Consider the following 18,683-nt stretch of genomic DNA (forward strand, 5'->3'; position numbering starts at 1 on the left):
CCAAACCCCTGCCCGACGCAGGGCGGCGACCGACCAGCGAGAAGGCCGCAGCCGACCGCGCGGGCGAGACTCTCGGGAAGGCGCTACGTGAGTCCCAACGGCTCCGACCGCTCGCCGCGGCGCCCGATGCGGCGGAAGCTGCTGCAGGCACTGACCGCGGGCCTGGTCCTGGCGACCGCCACCGGTTGCACATGGGAGGACTTCCCCCGCCTTGGTATGCCCACCCCCACCACGGAAGAGGCTCCGCGGATCCTCTCCCTCTGGCAGGGTTCCTGGGCTGCCGCGCTCGCCGTCGGCGTGCTGGTGTGGGGCCTGATCCTGTGGAGTGCTTTCTTCCACCGGCGCAGCCGCACCAAGGTCGAGGTACCTCCGCAGACCCGGTACAACATGCCCATCGAGGCGCTGTACACCGTGGTTCCGCTCGTCATCGTCTCGGTGCTCTTCTACTTCACCGCCCGCGACGAGTCCGAACTGCTCAAGCTCGACAAGAAGCCGGCCGTCACGGTCAACGTGGTCGGCTTCCAGTGGAGCTGGTGCTTCAACTACGTCGAGAACGTCGACGGTTCCACCGGTGACGCCAAGACGGCCACGGAACTGGACCCGATCCCGGACCGCTACAAGGAGGCCTTCCCCGACAACGCGGGCGGCGTCTACGACTGCGGTACCCCGGGCACCCGCAACGAGCAGACGAACAACCCCGGCCCCACCCTGTGGCTGCCCGAGGGCCAGCGCGTCCGCTTCGTCCTGACCTCCCGTGACGTCATCCACTCCTTCTGGGTGGTGCCGTTCCTGATGAAGCAGGACGTCATCCCCGGCCACACCAACGCCTTCGAGGTGACCCCCAACAAGGAGGGCACCTTCCTGGGCAAGTGCGCCGAGCTCTGCGGCGTCGACCACTCCCGGATGCTGTTCAACGTCAAGGTCGTCTCCCAGGAGCGCTACGAGCAGCACCTGAAGGACCTCGTGAAGAAGGGGCAGACCGGTTACGTGCCCGCGGGCATCGCCCAGACGGACCACGAGAAGAACCGGGAGACGAACAACCTGTGAGCATCCTCAACGAACCCCAGGGTGCCGCGGCAGGGTCCCACTACGCGGACGAGCTGCCGGTCCGGCGCCAACGGCGCGGCGAAGTCGTCGTCAAGTGGCTGACCACCACGGACCACAAGACGATCGGCACGCTGTACCTGGCCACGTCGTTCGCCTTCTTCTGCATCGGCGGCGTCATGGCGCTGCTCATGCGCGCCGAGCTGGCCCGTCCGGGCCTGCAGATCGTGTCGAACGAGCAGTTCAACCAGGCGTTCACGATGCACGGCACGATCATGCTGCTGATGTTCGCGACGCCGCTGTTCTCCGGTTTCGCGAACTGGATCATGCCGCTGCAGATCGGCGCGCCCGACGTGGCGTTCCCGCGGCTGAACATGTTCGCCTACTGGCTGTACCTCTTCGGCTCGCTCATCGCGGTGGCCGGCTTCCTCACCCCGCAGGGCGCGGCCGACTTCGGCTGGTTCGCGTACTCCCCGCTGTCCGACGCGGTGCACTCGCCCGGCGTCGGCGGTGACCTGTGGATCATGGGTCTGGCCTTCTCCGGCTTCGGTACGATCCTCGGCTCGGTCAACTTCATCACCACGATCATCTGTATGCGCGCTCCGGGCATGACGATGTTCCGCATGCCGATCTTCACCTGGAACGTGCTGCTGACCGGTGTGCTGGTCCTGCTCGCCTTCCCGGTCCTGGCCGCGGCCCTGTTCGCCCTGGAGGCGGACCGCAAGTTCGGTGCCCATGTCTTCGACGCGGCCAACGGCGGCGCGTTGCTGTGGCAACACCTGTTCTGGTTCTTCGGGCATCCAGAGGTGTACATCATCGCGTTGCCGTTCTTCGGCATCGTCAGTGAGATCATCCCGGTCTTCTCCCGCAAGCCGATCTTCGGTTACATGGGCCTGATCGGCGCGACCATCGCGATCGCGGGTCTGTCGGTCACGGTGTGGGCGCACCACATGTACGTCACCGGTGGCGTACTGCTCCCGTTCTTCTCCTTCATGACCTTCCTGATCGCGGTCCCGACCGGTGTGAAGTTCTTCAACTGGCTCGGCACCATGTGGAAGGGCAGCCTGTCCTTCGAGACGCCGATGCTGTGGTCGACCGGCTTCCTGATCACCTTCCTCTTCGGTGGTCTGACCGGTGTCCTCCTCGCGGCGCCGCCGCTGGACTTCCACGTCTCGGACTCGTACTTCGTGGTGGCCCACTTCCACTACGTGGTCTTCGGCACCGTCGTCTTCGCGATGTTCGCCGGCTTCCACTTCTGGTGGCCGAAGTGGACCGGCAAGATGCTCGACGAGCGCCTCGGCAAGATCACCTTCTGGACGCTGTTCATCGGCTTCCACGGCACCTTCCTGGTCCAGCACTGGCTGGGTGCCGAGGGCATGCCGCGCCGGTACGCCGACTACCTGGCGGCCGACGGCTTCACCGCCCTGAACACGATCTCGACGATCAGCTCGTTCCTGCTCGGCATGTCGATCCTGCCGTTCTTCTACAACGTCTGGAAGACGGCCAAGTACGGCAAGCCGGTCAATGTGGACGACCCGTGGGGCTACGGCCGTTCGCTGGAGTGGGCGACCTCCTGCCCGCCGCCGCGGCACAACTTCCTCACGCTGCCGCGCATCCGCTCCGAATCCCCGGCCTTCGACCTGCACCACCCGGAGATCTCCGCGCTCGACCAGCTGGAGAACGTCGGCCACGGTGACAAGGCCCTCGCTGGCGGCAAGGAGGCCGGCAAGTGAAGATCCAGGGCAAGATGTTCATCTGGCTGAGCGTCTTCATCCTCGTCATGGCGATCGTCTATGGCGTGTGGTCGAAGGAGCCGGCCGGTACCACGGCGCTCTTCCTGGCCTTCGGGCTCTCGATCATGATCGGCTTCTACCTCGGCTTCACCGCCAAGCGGGTCGACGCGAGCGCCTCGGACAACAAGGAAGCGGACGTCGCCGACGAGGCCGGCGAGGTCGGGTTCTTCAGCCCGCACAGCTGGCAGCCGCTCTCCCTGGCCATCGGCGGCGCGTTCGCCTTCACGGCCGTGGCGATCGGCTGGTGGCTGATGTACTTCTCGGCCCCGCTGCTGCTCATCGGTCTGTTCGGCTGGGTCTTCGAGTACTACCGCGGTGAGAACCGCACCCAGTAGCACATCGGATCACCGAAAGGGCCCGGACACTCCGCCAGGAGGGTCCGGGCTCCTTCTTTCGGCGCAGCGCGCCACCCGTCCGGCTTACCCACCGCGCCGCCCCGCGCCGGGCTTCCTACGTTGAGGCCATGAGCCACTTCGTTCACTCCCCGGCGTCCAGGCGCACCGCCGTCGGCTGCACGCTGCTGGTCATGGCGCTCGGCGCGGGCGCCACCGGCTGCGACGGCGACGAGAACCCGCTGGCGGCGGCGCCGTACGACGCGGCCGGCACCATCACCTTCAACGGTCCCGTGGGCGCGGGGAAGAAGGCCGACCCCGACAAGCCCCTGGAGGTCGTCGCCGAGGGCTCCGACGGGCGCATCACGGACGTCACGGCCAAGGACGCGGCGGGCCGCTACGTGGCGGGCGAACTCTCCGCCGACGGCGCCCGCTGGCACAGCACCTCACCGCTGGCCGCGAACGCCTCCTACACGGTCCGGGTCAGCACCGAGAGCGGGGACGGCGCACCCGGCCGCAAGGTGCTCACCTTCGACACCGGCAAGCCCACCGCCAAGAAGCGCCTCGACATCACCTTCGGGCCCGAGGCGGGCACCTACGGCGTCGGCCAGCCGGTCACCGCCGAACTGAGCGAGCCCGTCAAGGACCCGGCCCAGCGCAAGACCGTCGAACGGGCCCTCAAGGTGCAGTCCACGCCCGCGGTGGAGGGCGCCTGGCACTGGGTGGACGACGAGGAACTGCACTACCGCCCCAAGGACTACTGGCCCGCCCACGCCACCGTCCGGGCCCGCTCCACCCTGGAGGGCATCAAGATCGGTGACCGGATGTGGGGCGGCCGGACCGAGGAGCTGAAGCTCTCCATCGGCGACCGCGTCATCGCCGTGACGGACGCCGCGTCCCACACGATGACGGTGTTCCGCAACGGCGAGGAGATCAAGCAGATCCCGGTCACCACCGGCAAGCCCGGCTTCGAGACCCGCAACGGCGTCAAGGTCGTGCTGGGCAAGGAGCCGTTCGTCCGGATGCGCAGCACCACCGTCGGCATCGCCGAGGGCTCCTCGGAGTCGTACGACCTGCCCGTCCACTGGGCCACCCGGGTGACCTGGAGCGGCGAGTACGTGCACGCCGCCCCCTGGTCGGTCGGCTCCCAGGGCTCGGCCAACGTCAGCCACGGCTGCACCGGCATGAGCACCGGCAACGCCGAGTGGTTCTTCGACACCGTCCGCGAGGGCGACCTGGTCGAGGTCGTCAACTCCTACGGCGACACGATGGAGACCTTCGGCAACGGCTTCGGCGACTGGAACCTCGACTGGGACAAGTGGCGCACGGGCAGCGCCCTCACCGGCGGCAACCCGAAGGCGACCCAGCCGGAGGACACGGCCCGTCTCCGCCCGACGACGGCCTGAGACACCCAGGGGGGCGGGAACACCCCCGCCCCTCAGGCGCTCTGCAACTTCCGCTGCCGCAGAAGGGACGCCAACGCCGAGGCGAACTCCACCGGCTCGACCGGCAAGGTCACCGCGGCGTCGGCCCGGCTCCACGTGGCGAGCCACGCGTCCTGCGGACGCCCGATCAGCAACAGCACCGGCGGACAGGCGAACACCTCGTCCTTGATCTGCCGGCACACCCCCATCCCCCCCATCGGCACGGCCTCGCCGTCCAGCACGCACACGTCGACCCCGCCCCGGTCCAGCTCCTTCAGGACCGCGGCCGGCGTCGCGCACTCCAGGAACTCCACGACGGGCACGTCCGGAGCGGGCCTGCGGCCGGTCGCCAGCCGCACCTGCTCCCGCGTGGTGGAGTCGTCGCTGTAGACCAGTACCGTGACGGTCGGCTGCATGCTTCCTCCGAGAGGTCGGGGCCCGTTGGGCCGTAGCCCGTTGCGCGGGATGCTACTCCCTCCCACACCCCGTCAACACCGGGCGAAACACGGCTTCCCACGGCCTGTTGCTGGGCCATACGGGCAGTCCGGGAGGGGTGAACACTCCGAACGGCACCCCCGGGAGTGAGGGCGGGATAAGCGACCGACATAATGTCGGTCGTGGCGACAGCAACGACAGTAGATACCGGGCACGCGCACCCGTCGGTCAACCGGCCGAACCTCACCAGTGTCGGAACCATCATCTGGCTGAGTTCCGAGCTGATGTTCTTCGCGGCCCTCTTCGCGATGTACTTCACCCTCCGATCGGTGACGGGTCCCGATCACTGGAAGGAAATGGCGTCCGCCCTGAACTTCCCGTTCTCGGCGACCAACACCACGATCCTGGTGCTCTCCTCCCTCACCTGCCAGCTCGGCGTGTTCGCCGCCGAGCGCGGTGACGTGAAGAAGCTCAGGATGTGGTTCATCGTCACCTTCATCATGGGTGCGATCTTCATCGGCGGTCAGGTGTTCGAGTACACCGAGCTGGTCAAGAAGGACGGCCTCTCGCTGTCCTCCGACCCGTACGGCTCGGTGTTCTACCTGACCACCGGCTTCCACGGCCTGCACGTGACGGGTGGTCTCATCGCCTTCCTGCTGGTCCTCGGCCGTACCTACGCGGCCCGGAGGTTCACCCACGAGCAGGCGACCGCCGCCATCGTCGTGTCCTACTACTGGCACTTCGTCGATGTCGTCTGGATCGGCCTCTTCGCCACGATCTACATGATCAAGTAGGCGCGGACCGCTCCCGCGCACACATCCAGAAGCATCGACGCAGAAGATCCTGACACCGGGGTAATCCGTGAAAAAGCTCTCCGCACGACGACGCCACCCGTTGGCGGCGATCGTCGTCCTACTCCTCGCGCTGGCATGCACCGGGGGGCTCTACGCCGTGTTCGCGCCCGCGGACAAGGCGCAGGCCGATGAAACGGCCCAGTCCCTCGCCATCGACGAGGGCAAGAAGCTCTACGCCGTCGGCTGTGCCAGCTGTCACGGCACCGGCGGTCAGGGCACCACCGACGGCCCCAGCCTGGTGGGCGTGGGCGCCGCGTCCGTGGACTTCCAGGTGGGCACCGGGCGCATGCCGGCCCAGCAGCCGGGCGCGCAGGTCCAGAAGAAGAAGAACATCTACTCGCAGGCCGAGATCGACCAGCTCGCGGCCTACATCGCCTCGCTCGGCGCCGGTCCCGCGATTCCCTCCGAGGAGAAGTACGGCACCGAGGGCGCGGACGTCGCCGAGGGCGGTGAGCTGTTCCGCACCAACTGCGCGCAGTGCCACAACTTCACCGGCAAGGGCGGCGCGCTGACGAACGGCAAGTACGCCCCGTCCCTCGAAGGCGTCTCCGCGAAGCACATCTACGAGGCCATGCAGACCGGCCCGCAGAACATGCCTTCGTTCCCCGACACCACGCTGACGGAGCAGAACAAGAAGGACATCATCGCGTACCTGAACGCGGTCAACGGGGACGAGACCGTGGACCCGGGCGGTCTTTCGCTGGGCGGCCTCGGGCCGGTCAGTGAGGGCCTCTTCGGCTGGATCTTCGGGCTCGGCTCCCTCATCGCCGTCGCCGTGTGGGTCGCCGCTCGGACCGCAAAGGCCAAGAAGTCATGAGTAGCCAAGACATTCCAGAAGAGAACCTGCCCGCAGCGCGGGACCACGCCCACGGCGAGGTGGCGGACGAGCAGCACCCGTTCGCCGACCCGGGGCTGCCGCCCCACGAGCACCGCGTCCAGGACATCGACGAGAAGGCCGCGAGGCGCTCCGAGCGCGCCGTAGCCTTCCTGTTCACCCTGTCGATGCTGGCCACGGTCGCCTTCATCGCCGCGTTCGTGGCGATCGACCACGAGAAGTCGATCTACGTCTTCCCGATCGGGCACATCAACGCGCTGAACTTCGCCCTCGGCCTGACCCTGGGCGTGGCGCTGTTCTGCATCGGCGCGGGCGCGGTCCACTGGGCCCGCACCCTGATGTCCGACGTGGAGGTCGCCGACGAGCGGCACCCGATCGAGGCGTCCCCCGAGGTCCGTGCCAAGGTGCACGCCGACTTCAAGCAGGGCGCCAAGGAGTCCGGCTTCGGCCGGCGCAAGCTGATCCGCAACACGATGTTCGGCGCGGTCGCCCTGGTGCCGCTCTCCGGTGTCGTGCTGCTGCGCGACCTCGGCCCGCTGCCCGAGGACAAGCTGCGCCACACCCTGTGGAACAAGGGCAAGCTGCTCGTCAACATGAACACCAACGAGCCGCTGCGTCCCTCCGACGTCGCGGTGGGCTCCCTCACCTTCGCCAAGCCCGAGGGCCTGGAGGAGCACGACGAGGAGTTCCAGAACGAGATCGCCAAGGCGGCCCTGATGATCGTCCGGCTCCAGCCGGACAACATCAAGGACAAGCGCGAGCTCGAGTGGTCGCACGAGGGCATCGTGGCGTACTCGAAGATCTGCACCCACGTCGGTTGCCCGATCTCCCTGTACGAGCAGCAGACGCACCACGTGCTCTGCCCCTGCCACCAGTCCACCTTCGACCTCTCCGACGGCGCCCGGGTGATCTTCGGTCCCGCCGGTCACGCCCTGCCGCAGCTGCGCATCGGCGTGAACGACGAGGGTTACCTCGAAGCGCTCGGCGACTTCGAGGAGCCCGTCGGTCCTGCATTCTGGGAGCGCGGATGAGTACTACTGAGAGCACCACGGCCCGCTCTCGCGGGAAGGCACCGGCCGGCGAACGCGTCGCCGACTGGGCCGACGGCCGGCTCGGGATCTACTCCCTGGCCAAGGCCAACATGCGCAAGATCTTCCCCGACCACTGGTCGTTCATGCTGGGCGAAGTGTGCATGTACAGCTTCATCATCATCATCCTCACGGGTGTGTACCTGACGCTGTTCTTCCACCCGTCGATGAACGAGGTGGAGTACCACGGCAGCTACGTCCCGCTGCAGGGCCAGCTGATGAGCGAGGCCTTCAAGTCGACGCTCGACATCAGCTTCGACGTGCGCGGTGGTCTGCTGATCCGGCAGATCCACCACTGGGCGGCGATCATCTTCCTCGCCGGCATGTTCGTGCACATGATGCGCGTCTTCTTCACCGGCGCGTTCCGCAAGCCGCGTGAGATCAACTGGCTGTTCGGCTTCCTGCTGTTCGTCCTCGGCATGTTCACCGGCTTCACCGGTTACTCGCTCCCGGACGACCTGCTCTCCGGCACCGGTGTCCGCTTCACGCAGGGCGCGATCCTGTCCGTGCCGATCGTCGGCACCTACATCTCGATGTTCCTGTTCGGCGGGGAGTTCCCGGGGACCGACTTCGTCGCCCGGTTCTACTCGATCCACATCCTGCTGCTGCCGGGCATCATGCTCGGGCTCATGGTGGGCCACCTGATCCTGGTCTTCTACCACAAGCACACCCAGTTCGCGGGTCCCGGCAAGACCAACAAGAACGTCGTCGGCATGCCGCTGCTGCCGGTGTACATGGCCAAGGCCGGAGGCTTCTTCTTCCTGGTCTTCGGTGTGATCGCGGCCATCGCCGGCATCGCGTCCGTCAACCCGATCTGGGCGCTCGGCCCGTACCGGCCCGACCAGGTCTCCACCGGCGCCCAGCCCGACTGGTACATGGGCTTCGCCGAGGGTCTGGTCCGTGCCATGCCGGGCTGGGAGATCAACTTCTGGGGTCACACGCTCGTCCTGGGTGTGTTCGTCCCGCTGGTGATCTTCGGTGTCTTCCTCGCGGCGATCGCCGTGTACCCGTTCATCGAGTCCTGGGTCACCGGGGACAAGCGCGAGCACCACATCCTGGACCGCCCGCGCAACGCCCCGACCCGTACGGCCTTCGGCGTCGCCTGGGTCACGGCGTACATGATCATGCTGATCGGTGGTGGCAACGACATCTTCGCCACCCACTTCCATCTCTCGATCAACGCCGTCACCTGGTTCGTCCGCGTCGGCTTCTTCGCCGGCCCGGTCATCGCCTTCGTGATCACCAAGCGGATCTGCCTCGGCCTGCAGCGCCGGGACAAGGAGAAGGTGCTGCACGGCCGCGAGTCGGGCATCATCAAGCGCCTGCCGCACGGTGAGTTCATCGAGGTGCACGAGCCGCTCAGCCAGGAGCAGATGTACACGCTCACCGCGCACGAGCAGTACAAGCCGGCCGAGATCGGTCCGACCGTGGACAAGAACGGCGTCGAGCGGAAGCCGAAGAGCACCGAGAAGCTCCGGGCCAAGCTCAGCAAGTCCTACTACGGCGAGGAGTCGCAGATTCCGAAGCCGACCGTCGAGGAGTACCGGGAGATCACCAGCGGCCACGGCCACCACTGATCCCCGAGCGTCGCCACGCCACGGCGAAGGGCCCCGTCCGATCTTCGGACGGGGCCCTTCGTCATGCCCCCGGGCTGGATAGGGTGGACCCGGTTCCGAACGCGGTTCCGGATCCGGTTCTTTCCGATCTCACTCTCACAGGAGCGGCAGATGAGCGCTGTGACCCCCGCTGGAGGCGACACCGCGGCGGGCCGCTCCTGGCCCGTCCTGCTGAACGGACTGCTGGGCGGACGGGACCTGTCCGCCGACGAGACCGCGTGGGCGATGGACACGATCATGCGCGGCGAGGCGACCGACGCGCAGATCGCCGGGTTCGCGGTGGCGCTGCGGGCCAAGGGCGAGACCGTGGACGAGATCGGCGGCCTGGTCCGCGCGATGTACGAGCACGCCCATGTGATCCAGGTGCCCGGCGACACGGTCGACATCGTCGGCACCGGCGGCGACGGCGCCAAGACCGTCAACATCTCCACCATGTCGGCGATCGTCGTCGCCGGCACGGGCGCCAAGGTCGTCAAGCACGGCAGCCGCGCGGCCTCCTCGGCCTCCGGCGCCTCCGACGTCCTGGAGAAGCTCGGCGTCAATCTGGAGCTGACCCCGAAGCGGGTGGCCGAGGTCGCCGAGGAGGCGGGCATCACCTTCTGCTTCGCGGTGAAGTTCCACCCCGCGCTGCGCCACGTCGCCGCCGCCCGCGGCCAGCTCGGCATCCGCACGGTCTTCAACTTCCTCGGCCCGCTGACCAACCCGGCCAAGGTCCGCTCCCAGGCCATCGGCGTCGCCGACGCCCGGATGGCCCCGATCATCGCCGGGGTCTTCGCCGAGCGCGGCAACTCCGCGCTGGTCTTCCGCGGCGACGACGGGCTGGACGAGCTGACCACGACGGCCACCTCCCGGGTGTGGGTCGTGCGGGACGGCATGGTGACCGAGGAAGTCTTCGACCCGCGCGACGTCGGCATCGAGATCGTGCCCGTCGAGGCGCTGCGGGGCGCCGACGCCTCCTACAACGCGGACGTGGCCCGCCGGCTGCTGAGCGGCGAGCCGGGCCCCGTACGGGACGCGGTGCTGCTCAACTCGGCGGCGGCCCTGGTGGCCCTGGAGCCCGGCGAGGAGCCGCTGACCGACCGCATCCGGGCCGGCATGGCACGCGCCGCCGAGTCGATCGACTCGGGAGCGGCCCGGCACGCCCTGGAGCGCTGGGTGGCCGCCAGCAACGCCTGACGGCGCCTGTGACGTCCGTCCCGTGATCCGGACACGGGTTGCGGGACGGCGATCACCTCACGTACGTTTTCGAACCAGGTCATGAGTGACAGTCATGAGGCCCCGGCCGACTGTCCGGCAACCCTCCGTCCGTGGCGGGGTGCCCCGGGTGAAGACCAGGCCGTGGACAGCAAGGTCCACGGCAAGCGCGGACCCCTCGCGTACCAGGGGTCCTGGGTCGTCCGAGGGAGTCTCCCGTGAATCAGCGAATGCGCTAGGGCCGCCGAGCCCCGCCTCCGCACCCCCCTTTCTTTCTCTTCCTTCGCCTCGCGCGTCGTACTCACGGGAGTCCGCCATGTCCGTGCCCACTGCTGTCCTCGCCCCGCTGCCCGTCCTCGGCCGGGACGTCACCGTGCCGCTCGTCACCGGCGGCGAGGTCACCTACGCCGCGCTCGACTACGCCGCCAGCGCCCCCGCGCTCCAGCGGGTCTGGGACGACGTGGCCGCCTACGCGCCGTACTACGGCAGCGTGCACCGGGGCGCCGGGTACCTCTCCCAGTTGTCCACCGACCTGTTCGAGAACGCCCGGCGGACCGTGCACGACTTCCTCGGCTGCCGGGACGACGACCAGGTGGTGTTCACCCGGTCCACCACCGACTCCCTGAACCTGCTGGCCGGGGCGCTGCCCGCCGGCTGCCGGGTCTTCGTCTTCGAGACCGAGCACCACGCCTCGCTGCTGCCCTGGCGCGACGCCGAGGTCACCTTCCTCGACGCCCCCCGCACCCCCGCGCAGGCCGTCGAGACCCTGGAGCGCGCCCTCGCCGACCGGGAGCCGTACGGCCCCGCCCTGGTCTGTGTCACCGGCGCCTCCAACGTCACCGGCGAGCTGTGGCCGGTGCGGGAGCTGGCCGCCGCCGCGCACGCGCACGGCGCCCGGATCGTCCTGGACGCCGCCCAGCTCGCCCCCCACCACCCGGTGAGCGTCCGCGACCTGGACGTCGACTGGGTCGCCTTCTCCGGGCACAAGCTGTACGCCCCCTTCGGCTCGGGCGTGCTGGCCGGCCGCGCCGACTGGCTGCGCGAGGCCGAGCCGTACCTCGCGGGCGGCGGCGCCAGCCGCAAGGTCGCCCGGCGCGCCGACGGGGGAGTGGACGTGGAGTGGCACGAGGGCGCCGCCCGGCACGAGGCCGGCTCGCCCAACGTCATCGGCGCCTACGCGATCGCCGCCGCCTGCAAGGCGCTCACCGAGGCCGGGTTCGAGGCGCTGGTGGCCCGGGAGGAGTACCTGATCGGCAAGGTGCGGGAAGGGCTCGCCGAGGTGCCCGAGGTGCGGGTGCTGTCACTGTTCGGGGACGACGCGCCGCGCGTCGGGGTGCTCTCCTTCGTCGTCGACGGCTGGAACAGCTCCCACTTCGCCGCCGCCCTCTCCGCCGAGTACGGCATCGGCGTACGCGACGGCCTGTTCTGCGCCCACCCGCTGGTGCGCACCCTGCTCGGCAGCGACCCGGGCGGCCAGGGCGAGTGCGGGGCCCCCGAGGCGGCGCCCGGCGAGAAGTCCCTCAACGCGGTGCGGGTCAGCTTCGGCGCGGGCACCCCCGACGAGCACGTGGAGCGGTTCGTCACGGCGGTGAAGGAACTGGTGCGGGACGGCGCCCGCTGGAACTACCGCACCGAGGACGGCCGTTGCGTGCCCGACACCTCCGCCGAGGCCGCGTGAGCCGGTAGCCGGGCGCCCAGCAGGATCATCCTGAGGGCCCGTTCGGTCGCGTCGGTGAGGAGTTCCGCGCCCCGGGTCAGCGCCTCCGCCAGGGCCATCGGCGCGGGCAGGATGCCGTGGCAGGCGTCCACCCCCGGCACGTCGTACGCGCCCTCGCCGAGCGTGCCCGCCAGCGCCAGCACCGGGCGTCCGTGCAGCTTGGCGCGGCGGGCCACCTCCGCCGGGATCTTGCCGCGCGGCGTCTGGTGGTCGAGGGCGCCCTCGGCGGTGATCACCAGGTCGGCGCGGGCCAGGCGGGCGTCGAGGTCGAGCCGGCCGAGGAGGACGTCGAAGCGGGGCAGCAGCCGTGCGCCGAGCGCCGCCAGGCCCGCGCCCAGACCGCCGGAGGCACCGGTGCCGGGGCCGGTGCGCAGGTCGAGGCCGGTCGGGTTGAGGTCGCGGGTGAGGACGTAGGCCCAGTTCTCCAGTCCGGCCGAGAGGTGCTCGACCTGGGCCGGGGTCGCGCCCTTCTGCGGGCCGAAGACGCGGGCCACGCCGCGTTCGCCGCACAGCACGTTGAACGGGTTGCAGGCGACGAGGAGTTCGGTGTCCTTCAGGCGGGGGTCGAGGCCGGTCGGGTCGACGCGGGCCAGCCGGGTCAGTTCCCGTCCGCCGGGCGGCAGTTCGAAGCCGTCCGCGTCCAGCAGGCGGGCGCCGAGGGCCTGGAGGGCGCCCGCGCCCCCGTCGGAGGTGCCCGAGTCGCCGCAGCCGACCAGGACGCGCCGCACCCCGGTGTCCAGCGCGGCGCGGATCAGCTCGCCGACGCCGTACGTGGTGGTGGCGCCGGGGTCGCGCAGGGTGCGCGGGACCAGGGAGAGACCGGCGACCGCGGCCATCTCCACCACCGCCGTGTCCCGCGTGCCCAGCAGCGCGAAGTGGGTGCCGATCCGCTCGCCGAGCGGGCCGGTCGCGGCCAGCGCCACCAGCCGTCCACCGGTCCCGGCGGCCAGCGCCACGGCCGTGCCCTCGCCCCCGTCCACCAGCGGCACCCGGTCGATCTCCGCGCGGGGCAGCACCCGGCGCACCCCGGCCGCGATGGCGTCGGCGGCTGCCTGGGCGGACAGCGACTCCTTGAAACCGCTGGGGGCGACGACGACTCGGTTCAGCATGGCGGGCTCCTTAGCGGGTCACGGGTACGCCGAGCAGCGGCCACACCGCGGCGGCGAAGAGCAGGACGAGGGCGGCGGTCAGCGGAGCCAGCACGGCGGACAGCCGCAGCAGGTCGCGCGGGGTGTAGGTGGGGACGCCGGGGACGTCCGCGAAGAGGGCGACCGGTTTCGCGGAGGCCGGCAGGGTGTGGCAGAAACCGGCCGCGGCGGTGGAGGCGAGGGCGGCGGCCACCGGGTTGACGCCCGCCGAGACGGCCGCCGCGATCACCAGCGGGACCAGCACCGAGGAGCGGGCGGAACGGGACTGGAGGAGCAGGTGGGCGGCGGTGCTCACCACGACCACGACGGCGAGGAAGACGGCCGGCCCGGTGTCCGAGGGCAGCCCGGACACCAGCCACTTCGCCGCGCCGGAGTCGGCCAGCGCCACGCCCATCGCCATGGTCGCCGCCATGAACAGCAGCAGCGACCAGGGCACCGTCTTCAGCGCGTCCTTCAGACGTACGGTGCCCAGGGCGGGGGAGGCGGCGACGACCGCGCCGATCAGGGCGACGACGGCGGGCGGCACCCGGTGCAGGGGCTCGCTGCACCACAGGGCCACCACCGTGGCCAGCAGCAGGGCGCAGCGCCGCTCCGCCTGCGTCCACTCCCCGGTGACCGGCGACTCCGTGTGCCGCTGGATCTCCTCGGGGGTGATCCGTACCGGGCCCGCGCGGTCCGCCCGCCGGGTGGTCGTCAGCAGGACGGCCTCGGCGGCCAGGTGGGAGGAGACCACCGCCAGCGGGAGGCCCAGCAGCAGCCACTCGGTGAAGCCGATCCGGTCCCCGGTCGTCTCCCACAGCACCGACACGGTGATCAGATGCGCGCCCGCGCCGATCAGGGTCGCCACCGCCGACAGAAGGATCACGGTCGGGAACAGCAGCGCCAGCATCACGACCAGCCGTCTCCGGTCGGCCAGCGCCTTGGCGAGGGCGAGGAACACCGGGAGCGCCAGCGCCGCCCGGCCCGAGGTCGCCGGCACCGCGAACGCCGTGACGACCAGCGCGGCCGTGGTCAGGTGGACCAACTGCCGCACCGTGCGCGCCCCGCCGACCAGGAACGCCGCCGCCCGTCCCGCGAGCCCGGTCCGGGTCACCGCCGCCGCCAGCACGAAGGCGCAGATCAGCAGCCACACGGTCGGGTCACCGAGGGTGCCGAACAGGGTGTCGCTGCTGATCACCCCGGTGGCGGTCAGGGCGAGCCCGGCCCCCAGGGCGATGTACGTGTCGTCGACCGGGGTGCCGATCCAGGCGCAGGCGGCCAGCGCGAACACGGCGAGGGTGAGGCGGGCGTCGCCGCCCAGGGCGGGGAAGACGCCGGGTATCGCCAGCGGTGCGCACAGGGACAGCGCCACGCACAGCGTCGCGGTCAGCCGGAGGTTCGGGGTCACGTCATCGAGGGTTCACCCGGGCGGTGAGCCGTCGATGAGCCGCACATGAAGGAAACTTCACCGGCCGTCACCAGGAGGGCAGCCGGTACCCCATCCCGCGCACCGTCTCCACCGCCTGCGCCCCGAGCTTCTTGCGCAGCGCCCGTACGTAGACGTCCACGATGTTGGAGCCGGGGTCGAAGTCGTAGCCCCACACGTGGGAGAGGATCTGTTCCCGGGACAGTACCTGCCCCGGATGTCTCAGGAACAGCTCCAGGAGCACGAACTCACGGGCCGTCAGGTCGACCGTCCGCTCCCCGGCGCGGGCCCGGCGGGTGCGCAGGTCCAGGGTGAGCGTGCCGGACCTGAGCACCGTCACCTCCGGGGCGCGGGCCGCCGTACGCAGCCGGAGCCGGATCCGGGCGAGGAGTTCCTCGAAGCGGAACGGCTTGGTCATCCAGTCGTCGGCGCCGCCCTCCAGGCCGGCCACCGTGTCCCGTACCGAGTCCCGCGCGGTCAGCACGATCACCGGGGTGGTCACCCGGGCCTCGCGCAGGGCGCGCAGGACGGTGAAGCCGTCCCGGCCGGGCAGCCCGATGTCCAGCACGACCAGGTCGAAGCCGCCGGTGAGGGCGTACTCGTAGCCGGCCTCGCCGTCGGCGGCCACCGTGGTGGTGAAGCCGTTGGCGCGCAGGCCCTTCTGGACGAAGGAGGCGATGCGTTCCTCGTCCTCGACGATGAGGATGCGGTTCAAGGGTGTGCCTCTTCCAGAGTTCCCGGAGTCGCCAGGGTGCCCGGATGTCCCGGAGTTCCCGGATTCCCCAGGGTGAGGGTGAAGGTGGCGCCGCCGCCGTCGGTGTCGTGCAGCCGGACCCGGCCGCCGTGGCCCTCCGCGATCGCCTTGACGATCGACAGACCGAGCCCGGCGCCCGAGCCGCGCGCGCCGCGCCGGGCGGTGCCGCGCCGGAACCGTTCGAAGATGACGCCGGCGTCCTGCGGCTGGACGCCGGTGCCGGAGTCCGCGACGTACAGCTCCACGTGTCCCTGCCGGAGGCGGGAACCTATGCCGACCCGCTGGCCGGGCACGGTGTGCTGGACGGCGTTCTGCGCGAGCTGCACCATGGCCTGGGTGATCCGCTGGGCGTCCAGCAGGGCTTCCCCGTCGGCGACTTCGGCGAGGACCCAGTCGCGGTCCCCGAGGGCGCGGGCCTTGACGTAGACGTCGGCGGTGAGTTCGGCGAGCTGGACCGGCCCGGGGCGGACGAAGTCGGGGCGTTCGGCCTTGGCGAGCAGCAGCAGGTCCTCGACGATCCGGCTCATCCGGTCGAGTTCGTCGGTGACCAGGCGGACGGTCTCCTCGCGTTCGGCCGGGTCGTCGCCCATCAGCTCCAGATGGCCGCGGACGATGGTGATCGGGGTGCGCAGCTCGTGCCCGGCGTCGTCGACGAACTCGCGCTGCGCGGCGAAGGCCCGCTCCAGCCGGTCCAGCATCGCGTTGAACGTCTCGGCCAGCGCCGCCACGTCGTCGTTGCCGTGCACCGGGATACGGCGGGTCAGGTCCTGCTCGGTGAGCTGGGCGGCGGTGGCGCGCACCAGGCGTACGGGTTTGAGGATGCGGCCGGCGACCACCCAGGCGATGCCGGTGGTCATCAGCAGGGCCACCCCGGAGATGGCGAGCAGGACGCGGAACACCTGGTCGGCGCGGGCCTGCTCCCGGCCGGGGTGGAAGGCGACCACGAACGCGGCGGCCGTCTCGCCGCCGTACCGGGCGACGTTGACCTTGGCCCAGCGGATCTCACCCTCGGGGCGGTGCAGGGTGCCGGTGGGGTGCGGGGAGTCGAAGACGCGGCGCCGGGCGTCGGCGTCCTTGTGCAGGGGCAGGGCGACCGGGATGTCACGCTGCTGGATGAGCTGGGTGGGGGCGGTGCCCGGGGCGCCGACCAGGCCGATGAGTTCCTCGTCGAGGTCGGCGTACTGGCGCTGCAGGAAGACCCGCAGCAGCCGGTCCGGTTCGGTGAACCGGCGGCCGGTCTCCGGATCGAACCCCTGCTCCTCGAAGTTGGCGAACTCCCCGGCCTCCTGCGCCAGCAGGTTGTTGATCCGCTGGTCGGTGTCGCGCAGCAGGATCGACCGGGTGGTCGCGGCCACCGAGGCGAGCGCCACCGCCATCACCAGCAGCAGCCAGAGCAGGATGCGGACCCGGGCGGAGATCCGCCGGCGTTCCCGGTCAGCCGTCGTCACCGGCGCCGTCGTCGTCCCCGTCGTCCCCGTATCCGTCGTCGGAGGTCCGGCCGGGCTCGTCGTCATCGTCGTCGTCCGGGGGGCTGTCGGTCACCGGGGGCCGGGACACGACCTCGTCCGGGGACACGGAGGCGGATGCGGAGGCGGACGGGGACACCGAGGCGGGCGTGGACGTGGGCGTCGGGGAGCCGCTCTCCAGCTCCACCTTGGCCGGCACCTCGGGCTCCCCGGGGCTGTCGGTGAGCGCGAAGCTGGTCGCGGCGATGCCCAGGGGGATCAGTACGACGGCCGCGAGCGCGGCCATCCGGCGGGAGAAGACCATGCGCCCGATCCTGCGCCCGGCACCCGGCGGCCCGGATGAGCCGCGGATGAAGAACCCTTCATCCGCGCGCGGGACGGGGTCAGCTCTCCAGCCCGATGGAGAACGCCGCCTCCAGGTCGTGCTGCGAGTACGTGCGGAACGCCACATGGGTGTCCGTGCCCTCCACGCCCGGGATCTTGCTGATCCGCCCGGGGATGACCTCCGCCAGCTCCTCGTGCTCGCGCACCCGCACCATGGCGATCAGGTCGTAGGTGCCGGTGACGGAGAAGACCTCGCTGACGCTCTCCAGCGCGGCGATCCGTTCCGCGATCTCGGGGATCCGGTCCACGCTGGTCTTGATGAGGACGATCGCGGTGATCACGGCAGGTTCTCTCCCTCGGGGGCGGGCGCTGGGGCGGCCTTCACTCTAGCCCGCCGCCCGAAACGCACCCAGGCGCAGAAGAAGCCGAGGCCGAAGCCGACCAGGTGCGCCAGGTACGCCACCCCCGGCCCGTCCCCGGCCCGCCACGCCGACAGCCACTGCAGCACCGCCCAGAACGGCAGCACCACCCAGGCCGGGAAACGCAGCGGCATGAACAACAGGAACGGCAGGAGACTGGTCACCCGCGCCCGGGGGAACAGGTACAGGAATGCGCCGAGGACCGCCGAGATCGCGCCGGAGGCACCGACCAGGGGCTGCCGGGAGTCGTCGTTGGCGATCGCGTACCCCAGCAGGGCCAGGTATCCGCAGCCGAGGTGGAACAGCAGGAACCGGACGTGGCCCATCCGCTCCTCGGTCATCACGCCGAAGACATAGAGGAAGAGCATGTTGCCGAACAGGTGCACCCAGTCGCCGTGCACGAACAGCGCCGTGACCGGGGTCAGCAGCGCCCGCGGCGCCCCGTCGAACAGCTCCGCGGGGATCACGCCCCAGCGCTGGAAGTAGACGCGCTGCGCGGCGAGCAGTTCCTCGCCGGAGCCGTCGTACCGCGGGTCGAGGCCCGCCGCGGGGCTGACCAGGAACAGCAGACAGCACAGGACGATCAGGCCGTGCGTCACCGGCGCCGCGCCCCGGGCCGGACGGCGGAATCCGGCCGTCCGCACCGCGCGCAGCGCCCGGCCGGCCACCGAGCTCCAGTTGCGGATCATGGGTACAGAGCATGACGTAACCGGACGCAAGCCCACGGAACGCCTCGCCGCCGTGGACAGGCGGGCGGCCGGTACCCGCCAGGCCGTAGGGTTACGAGCCACACGTACCGGGGAGGCCGGTGCGTCGGGCGACACTGGAAGAGAGC

General features: G+C 70.4%; 18 protein-coding genes and 1 riboswitch. Of the genes, 10 read left to right on the top strand and 8 right to left on the bottom strand.

Annotated features, from left to right (window positions below):
• Positions 1 to 87 precede the first annotated feature (87 nt).
• The 4 genes from coxB to J7I94_RS06540 all read left to right on the top strand — a co-directional run bounded on the left by coxB (position 88) and on the right by J7I94_RS06540 (position 4,575).
• Entirely contained in the window at positions 88 to 1,047 is a 960-nt protein-coding gene (gene coxB / locus J7I94_RS06525) for a cytochrome c oxidase subunit II (protein ID WP_215165833.1), read from the top strand.
• Positions 1,044 to 2,777 (top strand): cytochrome c oxidase subunit I, encoded by a 1,734-nt coding sequence (gene ctaD / locus J7I94_RS06530; RefSeq protein WP_215165834.1) that lies wholly within the window; start codon positions 1,044 to 1,046, stop codon positions 2,775 to 2,777. Before coxB ends, ctaD begins: the two co-directional genes overlap by 4 nt.
• Positions 2,774 to 3,172 carry a cytochrome c oxidase subunit 4 gene (locus J7I94_RS06535; protein WP_215165835.1) on the top strand — a complete coding sequence of 133 codons (399 nt, stop codon included), beginning with the start codon at positions 2,774 to 2,776 and terminating at the stop codon, positions 3,170 to 3,172. The genes ctaD and J7I94_RS06535 overlap by 4 nt, the downstream gene beginning before the upstream one ends.
• A 128-nt stretch (positions 3,173 to 3,300) precedes the next feature.
• Positions 3,301 to 4,575 carry an Ig-like domain-containing protein gene (locus tag J7I94_RS06540; RefSeq protein WP_215165837.1) on the top strand — a complete coding sequence of 425 codons (1,275 nt, stop codon included), beginning with the start codon at positions 3,301 to 3,303 and terminating at the stop codon, positions 4,573 to 4,575.
• A 32-nt stretch (positions 4,576 to 4,607) separates the two neighbouring features.
• Here the strand turns inward: J7I94_RS06540 and J7I94_RS06545 are convergent, their stop codons facing one another.
• The gene (locus tag J7I94_RS06545; RefSeq protein ID WP_215165839.1) at positions 4,608 to 5,009 is read right to left on the bottom strand and encodes a hypothetical protein; all 402 of its coding nucleotides are present in this window, start codon (positions 5,007 to 5,009) and stop codon (positions 4,608 to 4,610) included.
• A gap of 192 nt (positions 5,010 to 5,201) precedes the next feature.
• On the opposite strand from J7I94_RS06545, the gene J7I94_RS06550 reads away from it, so the two are divergent.
• The 6 genes from J7I94_RS06550 to J7I94_RS06575 all read left to right on the top strand — a co-directional run bounded on the left by J7I94_RS06550 (position 5,202) and on the right by J7I94_RS06575 (position 12,293).
• Positions 5,202 to 5,822 carry a heme-copper oxidase subunit III gene (locus J7I94_RS06550; protein ID WP_215165840.1) on the top strand — a complete coding sequence of 207 codons (621 nt, stop codon included), beginning with the start codon at positions 5,202 to 5,204 and terminating at the stop codon, positions 5,820 to 5,822.
• 67 nt (positions 5,823 to 5,889) lie between these two features.
• The gene (locus J7I94_RS06555) at positions 5,890 to 6,699 is read left to right on the top strand and encodes a c-type cytochrome (protein ID WP_215165841.1); all 810 of its coding nucleotides are present in this window, start codon (positions 5,890 to 5,892) and stop codon (positions 6,697 to 6,699) included.
• Complete coding sequence (locus J7I94_RS06560; RefSeq protein WP_215165842.1) at positions 6,696 to 7,748, top strand: ubiquinol-cytochrome c reductase iron-sulfur subunit; 1,053 nt, start codon at positions 6,696 to 6,698, stop codon at positions 7,746 to 7,748. Before J7I94_RS06555 ends, J7I94_RS06560 begins: the two co-directional genes overlap by 4 nt.
• Positions 7,745 to 9,382: a cytochrome bc complex cytochrome b subunit gene (locus tag J7I94_RS06565; protein WP_215165843.1), complete on the top strand. Its 1,638-nt coding sequence runs from the start codon at positions 7,745 to 7,747 to the stop codon at positions 9,380 to 9,382. Before J7I94_RS06560 ends, J7I94_RS06565 begins: the two co-directional genes overlap by 4 nt.
• Positions 9,383 to 9,532: 150 nt before the next feature.
• Positions 9,533 to 10,597 (top strand): anthranilate phosphoribosyltransferase, encoded by a 1,065-nt coding sequence (gene trpD / locus J7I94_RS06570; protein WP_215165844.1) that lies wholly within the window; start codon positions 9,533 to 9,535, stop codon positions 10,595 to 10,597.
• A 77-nt stretch (positions 10,598 to 10,674) separates the two neighbouring features.
• A riboswitch (SAM riboswitch) is annotated at positions 10,675 to 10,791 on the top strand.
• A gap of 140 nt (positions 10,792 to 10,931) precedes the next feature.
• Positions 10,932 to 12,293, top strand: a complete 1,362-nt coding sequence (locus tag J7I94_RS06575) for an aminotransferase class V-fold PLP-dependent enzyme (RefSeq protein ID WP_215165845.1) — start codon at positions 10,932 to 10,934, stop codon at positions 12,291 to 12,293.
• Here J7I94_RS06575 and J7I94_RS06580 read toward each other — a convergent pair.
• From J7I94_RS06580 to J7I94_RS06610, 7 genes are all read right to left on the bottom strand, one after another.
• Complete coding sequence (locus J7I94_RS06580) at positions 12,239 to 13,441, bottom strand: glycerate kinase (RefSeq protein ID WP_215165846.1); 1,203 nt, start codon at positions 13,439 to 13,441, stop codon at positions 12,239 to 12,241. The two genes, J7I94_RS06575 and J7I94_RS06580, sit on opposite strands and share 55 nt — an antisense overlap.
• Before the next feature lie 10 nt (positions 13,442 to 13,451).
• Complete coding sequence (locus tag J7I94_RS06585; RefSeq protein ID WP_215165848.1) at positions 13,452 to 14,867, bottom strand: SLC13 family permease; 1,416 nt, start codon at positions 14,865 to 14,867, stop codon at positions 13,452 to 13,454.
• A gap of 67 nt (positions 14,868 to 14,934) precedes the next feature.
• Complete coding sequence (locus tag J7I94_RS06590; protein WP_215165850.1) at positions 14,935 to 15,600, bottom strand: response regulator transcription factor; 666 nt, start codon at positions 15,598 to 15,600, stop codon at positions 14,935 to 14,937.
• Complete coding sequence (locus tag J7I94_RS06595; RefSeq protein ID WP_308114505.1) at positions 15,597 to 17,087, bottom strand: ATP-binding protein; 1,491 nt, start codon at positions 17,085 to 17,087, stop codon at positions 15,597 to 15,599. The genes J7I94_RS06590 and J7I94_RS06595 overlap by 4 nt, the downstream gene beginning before the upstream one ends.
• Positions 17,074 to 17,409 carry a small secreted hydrophilic protein gene (locus tag J7I94_RS06600; protein ID WP_215165854.1) on the bottom strand — a complete coding sequence of 112 codons (336 nt, stop codon included), beginning with the start codon at positions 17,407 to 17,409 and terminating at the stop codon, positions 17,074 to 17,076. Before J7I94_RS06600 ends, J7I94_RS06595 begins: the two co-directional genes overlap by 14 nt.
• A gap of 79 nt (positions 17,410 to 17,488) precedes the next feature.
• Positions 17,489 to 17,770, bottom strand: coding sequence for an Lrp/AsnC family transcriptional regulator (locus J7I94_RS06605; protein WP_215165855.1), 282 nt, complete (start codon positions 17,768 to 17,770; stop codon positions 17,489 to 17,491).
• A complete protein-coding gene (locus J7I94_RS06610) occupies positions 17,767 to 18,537 on the bottom strand; it encodes a rhomboid family intramembrane serine protease (protein ID WP_215165856.1) in 771 nt (256 codons plus the stop codon). Before J7I94_RS06610 ends, J7I94_RS06605 begins: the two co-directional genes overlap by 4 nt.
• Positions 18,538 to 18,683 lie beyond the last annotated feature (146 nt).

Origin of the sequence: Streptomyces sp. ISL-12, from assembly GCF_018614415.1 — a bacterium.
Taxonomy (GTDB): Bacteria; Actinomycetota; Actinomycetes; order Streptomycetales; family Streptomycetaceae; genus Streptomyces.